16 protein-coding genes and 1 pseudogene are annotated in these 12,142 nt (G+C 62.1%); 10 read left to right on the top strand and 7 right to left on the bottom strand.

Annotation, left to right across the window (positions count from 1 at the left end; all coding sequences use genetic code 11):
- From J0I64_RS18810 to J0I64_RS18790, 5 genes are all read right to left on the bottom strand, one after another.
- Positions 1 to 588: hypothetical protein (locus J0I64_RS18810; RefSeq protein ID WP_291411098.1), on the bottom strand; the 588-nt coding region annotated here is incomplete at its 3' end.
- A 2-nt stretch (positions 589 to 590) separates the two neighbouring features.
- Positions 591 to 812, bottom strand: a complete 222-nt coding sequence (locus tag J0I64_RS18805) for a DUF2093 domain-containing protein (RefSeq protein ID WP_291411096.1) — start codon at positions 810 to 812, stop codon at positions 591 to 593.
- Positions 813 to 860: 48 nt separating this feature from the next.
- On the bottom strand, positions 861 to 2,477 hold the full coding sequence (xseA, locus tag J0I64_RS18800) for an exodeoxyribonuclease VII large subunit (protein ID WP_291411094.1): 1,617 nt from the start codon (positions 2,475 to 2,477) through the stop codon (positions 861 to 863).
- Between the two features lie 31 nt (positions 2,478 to 2,508).
- Positions 2,509 to 2,922, bottom strand: a complete 414-nt coding sequence (locus J0I64_RS18795; protein ID WP_291411092.1) for a GNAT family N-acetyltransferase — start codon at positions 2,920 to 2,922, stop codon at positions 2,509 to 2,511.
- A 20-nt stretch (positions 2,923 to 2,942) separates the two neighbouring features.
- Positions 2,943 to 3,830: a LysR family transcriptional regulator gene (locus J0I64_RS18790; protein ID WP_291411090.1), complete on the bottom strand. Its 888-nt coding sequence runs from the start codon at positions 3,828 to 3,830 to the stop codon at positions 2,943 to 2,945.
- 149 nt (positions 3,831 to 3,979) lie between these two features.
- Between J0I64_RS18790 and J0I64_RS18785 the strand changes: the two genes are divergently transcribed.
- Positions 3,980 to 4,243 (top strand): DUF1127 domain-containing protein, encoded by a 264-nt coding sequence (locus J0I64_RS18785; RefSeq protein WP_291411088.1) that lies wholly within the window; start codon positions 3,980 to 3,982, stop codon positions 4,241 to 4,243.
- A 178-nt stretch (positions 4,244 to 4,421) separates the two neighbouring features.
- Here the strand turns inward: J0I64_RS18785 and J0I64_RS18780 are convergent, their stop codons facing one another.
- Both J0I64_RS18780 and J0I64_RS18775 read right to left on the bottom strand, forming a co-directional pair.
- Complete coding sequence (locus tag J0I64_RS18780; RefSeq protein WP_291411086.1) at positions 4,422 to 4,667, bottom strand: PilZ domain-containing protein; 246 nt, start codon at positions 4,665 to 4,667, stop codon at positions 4,422 to 4,424.
- A gap of 12 nt (positions 4,668 to 4,679) precedes the next feature.
- A complete protein-coding gene (locus J0I64_RS18775) occupies positions 4,680 to 5,162 on the bottom strand; it encodes an invasion associated locus B family protein (RefSeq protein WP_291411104.1) in 483 nt (160 codons plus the stop codon).
- A gap of 395 nt (positions 5,163 to 5,557) precedes the next feature.
- Here J0I64_RS18775 and coxB point away from each other — a divergent pair, with 395 nt between their 5' ends.
- From coxB to J0I64_RS18730, 9 genes and pseudogenes are all read left to right on the top strand, one after another.
- Positions 5,558 to 6,439, top strand: a complete 882-nt coding sequence (coxB, locus tag J0I64_RS18770; protein ID WP_291411102.1) for a cytochrome c oxidase subunit II — start codon at positions 5,558 to 5,560, stop codon at positions 6,437 to 6,439.
- Positions 6,440 to 6,460: 21 nt separating this feature from the next.
- Positions 6,461 to 8,155 carry a cytochrome c oxidase subunit I gene (ctaD, locus tag J0I64_RS18765; protein WP_291411084.1) on the top strand — a complete coding sequence of 565 codons (1,695 nt, stop codon included), beginning with the start codon at positions 6,461 to 6,463 and terminating at the stop codon, positions 8,153 to 8,155.
- A gap of 88 nt (positions 8,156 to 8,243) precedes the next feature.
- Complete coding sequence (locus J0I64_RS18760; RefSeq protein WP_291411100.1) at positions 8,244 to 9,152, top strand: heme o synthase; 909 nt, start codon at positions 8,244 to 8,246, stop codon at positions 9,150 to 9,152.
- Entirely contained in the window at positions 9,149 to 9,331 is a 183-nt protein-coding gene (locus J0I64_RS18755) for a hypothetical protein (protein ID WP_291411082.1), read from the top strand. The genes J0I64_RS18760 and J0I64_RS18755 overlap by 4 nt, the downstream gene beginning before the upstream one ends.
- Positions 9,331 to 9,894, top strand: a complete 564-nt coding sequence (locus J0I64_RS18750) for a cytochrome c oxidase assembly protein (RefSeq protein ID WP_291411080.1) — start codon at positions 9,331 to 9,333, stop codon at positions 9,892 to 9,894. Before J0I64_RS18755 ends, J0I64_RS18750 begins: the two co-directional genes overlap by 1 nt.
- A 2-nt stretch (positions 9,895 to 9,896) precedes the next feature.
- Entirely contained in the window at positions 9,897 to 10,733 is an 837-nt protein-coding gene (locus J0I64_RS18745) for a cytochrome c oxidase subunit 3 (protein ID WP_291411077.1), read from the top strand.
- A gap of 65 nt (positions 10,734 to 10,798) precedes the next feature.
- Positions 10,799 to 11,152 carry a DUF983 domain-containing protein gene (locus tag J0I64_RS18740; protein WP_291411075.1) on the top strand — a complete coding sequence of 118 codons (354 nt, stop codon included), beginning with the start codon at positions 10,799 to 10,801 and terminating at the stop codon, positions 11,150 to 11,152.
- A complete protein-coding gene (locus J0I64_RS18735; protein ID WP_291411073.1) occupies positions 11,149 to 11,916 on the top strand; it encodes an SURF1 family protein in 768 nt (255 codons plus the stop codon). The genes J0I64_RS18740 and J0I64_RS18735 overlap by 4 nt, the downstream gene beginning before the upstream one ends.
- A 79-nt stretch (positions 11,917 to 11,995) precedes the next feature.
- Positions 11,996 to 12,142, top strand: a pseudogene (locus J0I64_RS18730) (threonine synthase); the annotation flags it as partial.

Raw genomic sequence — 12,142 nt, 5'->3', positions numbered from 1 at the left:
GGCGAGAGGCGCGCGGCGGCGGGCCATGGCGTCATAATCGCCATGGGGAATGGCATCCATCATGATATTGCCGGCGCAACGGGCATCCACTCCGGCGGCCCGAAGCTTTTCGGCAAGGCTGTCGGCCCGGCAGAAGACCGTGCTGCACGTTTTGGTGATGGCCCAGACTTCTGCTGGCGAATAGAGCCGGGCGGAGCCGGTCTTGTAGACATCGAGATAAATGAGATCGCGCAGGCCGGTGGGGACAGCTGCGAGCACGCCGACCATGTCGCCGATGACAATGATTTTGTCATAGTGCCCGCGCACCGAGCGCAGGAATTTGAGCGCCGGCGGCACCGTGAGCAGGCCGCCGCTGACGACGTCGCGGCGCAGGGAGCCCTTCACATTGCGCCAGCCTTCGGAGGCAAGGCTCGCGCGGGGGCCGACGATGCGGCACGCCCCTTCATAGGCCTTGCCGCTGCCGATCATGGGATAGGCTTCGACGGAGGCCTGGGTGGTCAGGCGCCGGACGAGGGCGGCGCCGATTGCATCTTCTCCATGACCATTGGAAATGACGAGGTAGCGCTGACGCGTCGCTGCCTCAATCACGGTCAGTTGCCTCGGCCGTAGCGGACAAAAGCCTCGTGGGCGGTTGTCGCATCGACATAGGGCTCCTGCCGGTCGACGCTCCAATAGGAGAGTTCATCGAGGGGAATGGGCTTGCCCGTAATGGCGCAGCGCACAAACGTCCCCTGCTTGAGAACGACATAGTCACCATCGAGGTATCGCACTGTCGCCTCGGAGGGGGAAAAGCCCTTATCGAAGATGTTCATCGTCCGGTTCCTTCCGAATGTTTCCGATATAGAGCGGAAAGCGGACAATCAAAAGAGACTTTCCTGCGACCCGTCGTCAGATGGTGAACGCGGTGATTTCCGCTTCTGGGGCGGGGCTCCGGAAACACTGGCGCCGACTTCGCCATCGGCGAAGGTCAGCTTGAGCGCATCGCCCGGCTTGAGGCTGCCGGCGCTGCTGACGACATTGCCCGCATCATCCTGCACCAGCGCATAGCCGCGCGCCAACACACTGCGGTAGCTGAGGGTTTCGAGCAGCTTTGCGAGCTGGGACAGCGACTGCCGGCGGTCGGCGGTGATGCGGTCGGGCAGCTGTAAGAGGCGCTGGGCGAGAGGAGCGAGCTGGCCCTGCAACTGGCGCAGTTCGGCGCGCAGGGGCTGTGGCGACAGGCGCGGTGCGAGCCGGACGAAATGGGTGCGTTTGCGCTCGATCGCCTGCTCGACCGATCCCGCCAGCCGCGCAGCGCGCGGGTCGAAGGTGAGGCGGGCGCGTTCGGTGGTCTTGTGAAGGCCTGACAAAGCGCGGTGATCGAGATTGTCGAGGCGGCTCATCAGTTCAGCATGGCGCTGGCGCACGAGCCGGGGCTGGATGGCGCCTGCCAGACGCGAAAAGGCAAGGCGGCGATCTTGAACGAAATGGCGAAGGCCGCCGGAAAGGCGCGTGCCGGCGAGATCAAGGCTCTGGCGCTGCGTGGCGACGAGATCGGCTGGGCGCGGCAGGCCCGCGCTTGCGGCGCGCAGTCGATCTTTTAGGGACAACAGGCTGCGCCGTGCGGCCTGGCGCTGGCGGCTGCCCTGATCGTCGACATAGGCAATGAGTTCGGCGCGCACCGGCACGGCCGCCTCGGCGGCAGCGGTCGGGGTTGGCGCCCGCATGTCCGAAGCGTAGTCGATCAGCGTCGTATCGGTTTCGTGGCCGACCGCGGAAATGACGGGGATGCCGGAGGCGGCGACAGCGCGCACCACGGCCTCCTCATTAAAACCCCAGAGATCTTCGATGGAGCCGCCGCCGCGGGCGACGATCAGAATATCGGGGCGCGGAATGGGGCCGTTGGGCAGGAAGGCATTAAAGCCCTCGATGGCGTTGACGACTTCGGGGGCGCAGGTATCGCCCTGGACGCGCACTGGCCAGACAAGGACGTGGCTCGGGAAGCGGTCATCGAGGCGATGGAGAATATCGCGGATGACGGCGCCGGTGGGCGAGGTGATGACGCCGATGACGCGCGGCAGATAGGGCAGGGGGCGCTTGCGCTCGCGGGCAAAGAGGCCTTCGGCGAGGAGTTTCTTGCGGCGCTCTTCGAGCAGCGCCATGAGCGCGCCTGCGCCAGCCGGCTCGATCTGCTCGATGACGATCTGATATTTGGACGAGCGCGGAAATGTGGTCAGGCGCCCTGTGGCGATGACCTCGAGCCCTTCTTCGGGCCGGAAGGCGAGGCGCGCGAAATTGCCCTTCCAGATCACCGCATCGATCGAGGCGGCATCGTCCTTGAGGGTGAAATAGGCATGGCCCGACGAATGCTGGCCGCGGAAACCGGAGATTTCACCGCGCACGCGGACATGGCCGAATTCATCTTCGACCGTTCGCTTCACCGCCTGGGCGATTTCGGAAACGGTAAATTCGGCTGCGTTGGTCAGGACTTCTGGCATGACGACTTGGTGCGGGAAATGCCGCTTCGGGTCAAGGGCGCCGGTATTCGAAGTGTGTGAAGCCGTCCTCGTCTTCTTCACCTTCTCTGAAGCCAAAACGCGTCATCAGAGCGGCGCTGGCCAGATTGCCCCGCTCGATGCCGGCAAAGAAGCAGGTGGTCCCGGCATAGCGCGGTTCGCCGATCAGCAGGCCCAGCATGGCGCCGCCGACGCCACGATTGCGCTGCTCAGGTGCAGTGACCAGAGCAAAACTGGCGCTGCCATCGGGGTAGGTTTCGCAATCGAGAAGACCAACGGGCAGAGCGTCATCGAGCGCGAGGAAAAGCTGACGATCGGGCCCCACAAGGCTAAGGCCCTGCTTGGGCCAGTCCCGTCCGCCGAGCCAGCGTTGCGTTTCCGTGTCGTCAAACCACGGCGCAACGATCGTCAGGTCCGCAGCGGTCATCGGTCTTAGCGACAGCACGTCTATTCGGCAGCCTCTGCCAGATGCGGATGGTCGAGATTGCCCATGGACTGGACGATGTGATTGGCGAGCGCATCGTAAATGCCGCCATAGGCGTGGCTGGCGCGCATCAGTGCCATCTGGGCATCGGGAAGGTGCGGCAGGCCGTGTTCGTCGGAAACGACGCGCATACCCGGCTGCAGAGCGCTTTCGGGCAGGAAGCCGATGGCGAGATCGGAGAGCACGGCCGAGGAAATGGCAGTGGCGTTCGACGAGGTATAGGCAATGCGATAGTCGGTGCCGGTGCGGTCGAGCGCATCCATCGCATCCTTGCGCCAGATGCAATATTGCGGGCCGCAGGCAATGGCGACCGGCTCGCTGGCAAGGGCGCGTCCGCCATGGCTCGCGACCCAGAACATCTTTTCGGTGCGGAACAGCTCACCAAAGTTCTGCTCGGTCCCCTGGGTGAAGACGATGAGATCGTAACGCCCGGCGCGCATGCCTTCCAGCAGATGCTCTGAAGCCATGCAGGACACATCGACGACGATCTTGGGATGGGTGCGCTGGAAGCTCGAGAGGATTACGGGCAAGAGGCGCACAGCATAGTCGTCGGGCACGCCGAAACGGATCGAGCCGGCAAGGTCGCCGTCGGAAAAACGATCGAGGATCTCGGCATTGGTGCGCAGCATTTTGCGTGCGCGCTCATAGAGCACTTCGCCGTGGTGGGTGAGCGTGACGGTGCGGCCGTCGCGCGAGAGCAGGGCATGGCCCAGCCGCTCTTCGAGGCGCTTGATCTGCATGGAAACGGCAGATTGGGTCTTGTTCACGCGGCGGGCGGCCTCGGTGAAGCTGCCGCAATCGGCGATCGCGCAGAAACTCTGCAACTGGTCGAGGTCGAGCGGAGCTGCCATCGGCGTTCCCCATCACTCATTTTGATTGATTGGATGAAATCTATTTGTTGGACGAATGGAAGTCCAGCGCGATAAAGCATGAACATCGCCACCAAGGCGTCCTCCTGCCGACCTCCCTTCGGCGCGAAAACACATTTTGGAGATATGAGATGGCTCTCTCGCTGCCCGGCGAGCGGTCAGTTGCGGCCGCCATGCCGACTACGCCCTTGCGCGCTTTTATAGCCTTTGTCGCGAAGGTGAATGCTGATCGTCAACGCCGCGCCATGCTCAAGAGCTTGCTCTCGATGGAAGCCGATCGTCTGAACGATCTCGGCATTTCCCGCTCGGATATTCATGACGCCATGCAGGCGCGCTCCGGCCGCGCCTCGATCATGGTGCTCAACACGGCCCGCGCCCGCCAGGCGCTGCGCTGACGCTTTCGTCCTCGCCAAAGCGGCGAGGGCGTACCTCTTGGAGTGAACACGACGTGCGCGCTCCATCCCCCGGGCCAGTTTTGCCGCTGGTTCCGTTTCCTGAAGACTTGCCGGGCCAGTGCGTGCACTCGCCCGGCCTTTTTCATTCTGGGGGAAGCATATTGAGGGGCGCGAGCGCCTAGAGGAAACGAACGCCGAGTTCGGTTTCCGTGTGCCAGATCGTCTCGCAGTCAAAATTCCGCCCATCGATCATCGACAGGCGGAAGCGTTGCGGCAGGCCGACAATACTGGCGACGATAAGCTTGGCACCCTCGTCGGACAGGTTGCGCACCGTGCAATCGAAGGTCGAGTGCCCATCGTTGGTCACGATGCGTCCGCCCTTGAGGGTGCGGCTGCGATAAAGTCTGCGGCGTTCTTCCTGCATTTTGTCCTGACCTTAGGGCAGGGCGGCAAAGCCTTCGGAAAAGCCTTCGAGCGAAACCGGGATACCCACACCTTCTTCGGGCGTCTTGAAGACGACGAAAATGGCGTTCTTGCCCTTGGAAAGAACGTCGATCAGCCCGTCATCAAGCTCGACTTCGGCAACGCAGCCGTTGGGCAGGCAGCGTACGAACGCGACGCGACCCATATCGGTGCCATCGACATTGAGGCCAAGACCATTGGGGAGCAGGACGCCGAGCGGGGCCAAGACGCGCAAAAGGCGGGCTTCGCGATCGGCGGTGCGCAGCACGATGACGGAGAGGCCGACATTGGGCTGATCTTCGGCCATGACGTTCTGGATGATGGCGCATTGCTCGGTGCTGGCACCCGGTGGGGTGTCGCAGCTCATCTGCCAGTCACCATATTCGCCGCGGACCGTGCCCTGGGCCATGGCCGGCGCTACGCCAGCAAGTGCGGTGAGCGCGAGGGCGAGGCCCATCAGACGCTTGGAAAATGCCATCACTCTTATTCGTCTCCTGCCGAATTGCGGGCGCGGGGCTAGTTGGGGACTTGTTTGTGTTATCCCGCAGCACCTGTCAACCAAACGCGCACCTTGTGGCGATGTGGCAGCGGAACTGCGGCGTGCGTGAGGCAAAGGCTTCCAATTTTGTCCAGTTTTAAACAGTCGGAAGTGTACGAAGCCACGATAGACTCGGTCCCAGCAATGTGATTTAGGTCAAATCCGAGTTTTGCGCTCCGAGGTTGAGTCGGGGCGGCGTGAGCTATGCCGCTGTTTTCCACTCTCTTTCTTGGTGTGCGCCACCAGAATTGGTTAACAGGGGGTTTATGGTGACCGGTCAGTTCGTGAGGAAGTTGAGTGCCGCAGCGACGGCCATGCTGGCGCTGATGCCCGCTTATGCTTCCGCCCAGGAAGTCGGTAAGGGCCATCCAGAGCCGGGCCAGTTCCACCTGCAGCAGTCGGTGACGCCGATCATGGATTCGATCGTGGCTTTCCACGATGGTCCGCTGATGTGGACGATCACGTTTATCGTGCTTTTTGTACTCGCGCTGCTTATCGTCATCGTGGTGCGCTTCAATGCCAAGGCCAATCCGGTCCCTGCGCGTTTCACCCACAACACGTTGATCGAAGTGATCTGGACGGTTGTGCCGATCATTGTGTTGATCATCATTGCCGTGCCGTCTTTCGGCGTGCTCTCCGATCAGCTGACGACGCCCGATGGCGAACGCAAGTATCTGGGTAGCAACATCTTCTCCTTCGGTGAAGTTGATGTTCCGGCAGCTTCGCTGACGATCAAGGCCACTGGCGAACAGTGGTACTGGACCTATGAATATGTGGACGATGGCGTCTATTTCGACTCCAACATCCTGGGCAAGGCGTCTGACAACTATGTGCAGACCGTCAAACCGGGTCAGCCGCGCCTGCTTGCGGTCGACAATGAACTCGTGGTTCCCGTCAACACCACTGTTAGCCTTCAGGTCACCGCCAGCCCCGGCGGCGTGATCCACGCCTTCGCCGTCCCGTCCTTCGGTATCAAGATCGACGCCGTTCCGGGCCGCCTTAACGAAACCTGGTTCAACTCGCGCGAAACCGGCCTCTTCTACGGCCAGTGCTCCGAGCTTTGCGGTAAGGATCACGCCTATATGCCGATCGCCGTGCGCGTCGTGACCGCCGAAGAATTCCAAGCCTTCATCACGGCCCTCAAGGAGAGCCGTGACTATGCCAGCGCCGTCGCCGTGCTGCCGGCTATTCAGTAATCCGGGTCAGGGGAGACCATAATGTCACAAGCAGCACACCTCGAGGCCCAGGCCACCGGGCATGGCCATGCCGCCCACGACGACCACACGCCGACCGGCTGGCGGCGCTGGGTTCTGTCGACCAACCACAAAGACATCGGGATCATGTACCTGGTGTTCGCGATCATTGCCGGCATCGTCGGCGGTCTGCTCTCGGGCTTCATGCGCATGGAGCTGCAGGAGCCGGGCATCCAGATTTTCCACGGCCTTGCTGCCATGGTCTATGGTGTTGACGGTGACTCCGCCATCGACGCCGGCAAGCAGATGTTCAACGTCTTCACGACGGCCCACGCCCTGATCATGGTGTTCTTCATGGTCATGCCGGCGACCATGGGTGGCTTTGCCAACTACTTCGCCCCCTTGATGATCGGCGCGCCAGATACGGCCTTCCCGCGCATCAACAACATCGCCTTCTGGCTGCTGCCGGTGGCGTTTATCCTGCTGCTGATGAGCCTCTTCTTTGAAGGCGCTGCAGGCACGACCGGCTTTGGTGGCGGCTGGACCGTCTATCCGCCGCTCTCGACCTCGGGTCACCCTGGTCCTGCAATGGACTTCGCCATTCTCTCGCTGCACGTTGCCGGTGTGAGCTCGATCCTGGGCGCGATCAACCTGATCACCACGATCCTGAACATGCGCGCTCCGGGCATGACCATCCACAAGATGCCGCTCTTCGCCTGGTCGGTGCTTGTGACCGGTTTCCTGCTGCTGCTGGCCCTGCCGGTTCTGGCTGGCGCCATCACCATGCTGCTCACCGATCGCAACTTCGGCACGTCGTTCTTCGCCCCTGAAGGCGGCGGCGATCCGGTCCTGTTCCAGCACCTGTTCTGGTTCTTCGGCCACCCCGAAGTGTACATCATGATCCTGCCGGGCTTCGGCATCATCAGTCACATCGTGTCGACCTTCAGCCGCAAGCCGATCTTCGGTTACATGGCCATGGCCTATGCAATGGTCGCCATTGGCTTCGTCGGTTTCGTCGTGTGGGCTCACCACATGTACACGACCGGTCTCAGCCTCGACGTGCAGCGCTACTTCGTTGCCGCCACCATGGTGATCGCGGTGCCAACGGGTGTGAAGATCTTCTCCTGGATCGCCACCATGTGGGGCGGCTCCATCACCTTCCGCACGCCCATGCTCTGGGCCATCGGCTTCATCTTCCTGTTCACCGTTGGTGGTGTGACGGGTGTGGTGCTGGCCAATGCCGGTGCCGACCGTGCCCTGCACGACACCTATTACGTCGTGGCGCACTTCCACTACGTGCTGTCGCTCGGTGCCGTGTTCTCGATCTTCGCCGGCTGGTACTACTGGTACCCCAAGATGTTCGGCTACATGTACTCCGAGTTCCTCGGCAAGCTGCACTTCTGGACCATGTTCGTCGGCGTGAACCTGATCTTCTTCCCGCAGCACTTCCTTGGCCTCGCAGGCATGCCGCGTCGCTATATCGACTATCCGGACGCCTTCACGCTGTGGAACCGCGTCTCCTCGATCGGCTACTACGTAACCTTCATCGCCATGCTGATCTTCTTCTACGCGACCTGGGAAGCCAGCCGTAAGAAGCGCCCGGCCGGTGACAATCCGTGGGGCGATGGCGCAACGACGCTGGAATGGACGCTGAGCTCGCCTCCGCCGTTCCACCAGTTCTCGACGCTGCCCAAGATCGACTCGACCAACGCGCACTAAGCGCAGACCGAACAAAGTGGATCGCGCCCAAAGCGCGGTCCACAGCATAAGGACAAGTTCAGTGGCCTATATCGACGACAGCAAGGGGATGCCCGCTTTGGCGGGGGAGGCGCGGGTAGAAGACTACCTCGAGCTCCTGAAACCCCGCGTCATGTCGCTGGTGGTGTTCACTGCGCTTGTCGGCATGCTGGTGGCGCCCGGCGGCATCAATCCGGTGATCGGCCTCATCGCCATCGTCAGCATTGCTCTGGGCGGCGGCGCCTCGGGCGCGCTCAACATGTGGTACGATGCCGATATCGACGCCATCATGAGCCGCACCCAGAACCGGCCCATCCCCGCCGGGCGTATCTCGTCGGGCGAGGCTCTGGTCTACGGGCTTTTCCTTTCTGTCTTTTCCGTGGCCCTTTTGGGCCTTGCGACCAACTGGGTCGCCGGCGGGCTTCTGGCCTTCACCATCTTCTTCTACGCCGTGATCTACACGATCTGGCTCAAGCGCTCGACGCCGCAGAACATCGTTATCGGTGGCGCGGCCGGCGCACTGCCCACCATGGTCGGCTGGGCCGCCGTGACCGGCACCGTGAGCTGGGAAAGCGTGGCGCTCTTCCTCATCGTCTTTCTCTGGACTCCGCCGCATTTCTGGGCGCTGGCGCTTTACAAGCAGGGCGACTACGCCGCTGCCGGCGTTCCCATGATGCCCAACGTCAAGGGCGAGGCTTCGACCCGGCGCCAGATTTTCGTCTATACCGTCATTCTGGCCGTCTCCGCCTTCCTGCCCGTCTACCTGGGTACCGGCGGCTGGATCTATGCCGCGGTCGCCGCGCTCACCGGTTTCGGCTTCGTCTATCTCGCCATTCGCCTGCTGCGCGCGCCGACCAATATCGACATGCGCAAGGCAGCGCGTCGCCTGTTCACCTTCTCGCTGAGTTATCTCTTCGTGCTTTTCCTTGGACTTCTTGCCGATAACTTCATCGCACGCCTGGGAGGGTTCTGGGCATGAGCGACACCAATCAGGTTGTTGAAACCGTGCCCGCTGAAGACAAGGCCGCCGAGGCGCTGAAGCGCGTTCGCCGCCGCCGGTCGCTGGCACTGGCCGGGGCGCTGGCGCTCTTCGCCATCACTTTTTACGTGCTGACCATCGTCAAGATGGGGCCAGCCCTGTTTGACAGGGGCCTCTAATGACGCTGACCGCCCATAACGATGCCGGTGGCTCGGAAAAGCGCAATCGCCGTCTTGGTGTGACCCTGCTGGGCGTTGCCGCTGGCATGGTGGGCCTCGCCTTCGCGTCCGTGCCGCTCTACCAGCTCTTCTGCCAGGTGACCGGCTATGGCGGCACTGCCCAGGTGGCCGAGGCCAATCCCAAGGGCGTTATCGCCCGCGAAATGAAGGTGCGTTTCGACGTCAATGTCGAGCGCAGCCTCAACTGGACGGTAAAGCCCGCTGCCTCGATCACCGACCAGATCGGGCGCGTCGATACGGTCAACTACATCGCGACCAACAATTCGGACAAGCCGGTCACCGGCCAGGCGATCTTCAATGTCGTTCCCGAACGGGCCGGCGTCTATTTCAACAAGATCGAATGCTTCTGCTTTACCGAGCAGACCCTGCAGCCGGGCGAAACGGTGGAAATGCCGATCGTCTTCTTCGTCGATCCCGATATCGACGAAAATCACGAACTCAAAACAATCAAAGAGATCACACTCTCTTATACCTTCTACGCTTCAGACAATGAGGGAAGCTGAACATGGCCGCCATTGAAAAGAACCATGACTACCACATGGTAGAACCGTCACCCTGGCCGTTCGTAATGTCGGTCGCGGTGCTCGTCATGATGGTGGGTGCGGTCTTCTTCATGAAGCATTGGACCCCGTGGCTGTTTTTCATCGGCCTCGCCGGCGTGATCTACACCTTCTACGCCTGGTGGGCGGATGTGGTGAAGGAAGCCAATAACGGCGTCGACCACACCCCGGTCGTCCAGATGCACCATCGCTATGGCATGATCCTGTTCATCACCTCGGAAGTGATGTTCTTCGTTGCCTGGTTCTGGGCCTATTTCGACGGCTTCTTCCGCGTCGACGACGTCGAGCAGTATGCCCGTGTCGCCTTCACCGGCGGTCACTGGCCCCCGGCCGGCATCGAGCTGTTCGACCCGTTCCACCTGCCGCTGTTCAATACGCTGATCCTGCTGACCTCGGGCACCACTGTGACCTGGGCGCACCATGCGCTGCTTGAAAACGACCGCCAGGGCCTGCGCTGGGGCCTCGCCCTGACCGTGGCGCTCGGCGTGCTGTTCTCCTTCGTGCAGTACCTCGAATACACCCATGCCGGCTTCTCCTTCTCCGGCAACCTCTATGGCGCCACCTTCTTCATGGCGACCGGCTTCCACGGCTTCCACGTGATCATTGGCACCATCTTCCTGGCTGTCTGTCTGATCCGTGCCCAGCGCGGCGATTTCACCCCGCAGCGTCACCTGGGCTTTGAATTTGCCGCCTGGTACTGGCACTTCGTGGACGTGGTGTGGCTGTTCCTCTTTGCCTCGGTCTACGTCTGGGGCGCCTGGGGCGTAGCGCTCCACCACTAGATTCAGCTACGGTGAATACGGGGGCGCGGCTTGGCTGCGCCCCCTTTCGTTTCCGGCGGAATTCCATGAGCCAGCCCAATCCCGTTCTCACAGGTCTTCTCTGTCGCTGCCCGCGTTGCGGCGAGGGAAAACTGTTTTCCGGCTATCTCAAGCTTGCCGCCCATTGCGACAGATGTGGTCTCGACCTGAAATTTGCCGATAGCGGCGACGGTCCGGCTGTCTTCGTGATCTTCCTTGTCGCCCCGCTGGTCATTCTCCTGGCGCTGGTCGTCGGCTCGATCTTCTCCATTGCGCCATGGATGCATCTGGTGCTCTGGATTCCCACGACAATTGTGCTTTGCATGGCGCTGCTGCCGCCCTTCAAGGGCGTGCTCGTCAACCTGCAATATCGCCACGACGCTCACGAGGGCCACCAATGACGGGTCTCCGCCGCCTGACCTGGAGCGACTGGCTCTTTACCGCATTGATGCTGGCGCTGGCCGCCGTGTGCCTCTGGCTCGGAACCTGGCAGATGCATCGCCTCGCCGAAAAAGAGGCGCTGGTCGCGGCTGTCGACGCGCGCCTGACGGCGGCGCCTATCCCCGTTCCGCCCAAGCAAGAATGGGCCGGGCTTGATGCCGAAACGCTGCTCTATCAGCCGGTGCAGCTGACCGGGGCCTATCGTTACACACAGACTGTCACGGTGTTCACGAGCCTTTCGGATCCCAAGGGCCAGTATTCGGGCCCCGGCTATTGGGTCGTCACCCCCTTCGAACTGGTCGGGGGTGGCACGGTTTTCGTCAATCGCGGCTTCGTGCCCCAGCAATATCAGGAAACGGCGGCGGTCGGTGATCTCCATGGCGACGATCCCGGCACGGTGACCGTTTCGGGCATCCTGCGCGCGCCCGAACTGGCCGGCATGATGACGCCCGAAGCCGACATGTCCAATCGCATCGAATGGGTGCGCGACCCGCAGCGGCTCGCCAAGATGGTCGATCCGGCTTTGGCGCCGATCGCTCCTTTCTACGTCGATCTGCCCGCCGGCGCGCCCGGCGACCTGCCTCAGGGTGGGGAGACTGTTGTCAGTTTCCCCAACAATCATTTCGGCTATGCGCTGACCTGGTATGGCTTCGCCGTGGTTGCCGTGGTCATGCTCGGTTTCTGGCTGGCGCGCCAGGCGCGGCGGCCTGCCACTGGCCCCTGAGGCGGCCCTGCGGCAAAACCTTGCGGTAAAGCGCCGCATTCACTAGGTTGCAACAATTCTAAAAGGGCTTTCCCTTCCAATGCAGTTTGTTTCGACGCGCGGCCAGGCACCAGTGCTCGGCTTCTCCGATGCGGTCCTGGCGGGCCTGGCCTCCGATGGCGGCCTCTATGTTCCGCAAGCCTGGCCTCAACTGAGCCACGACGAAATCGCCGCCTTTGCCGGCAAG

Source organism: Devosia sp. (genome assembly GCF_017307565.1).
GTDB lineage: Bacteria > Pseudomonadota > Alphaproteobacteria > Rhizobiales > Devosiaceae > Devosia.
Note: the sequence above shows the minus strand (reverse complement) of the source record. Positions and strands in the feature narration are given on the sequence as shown.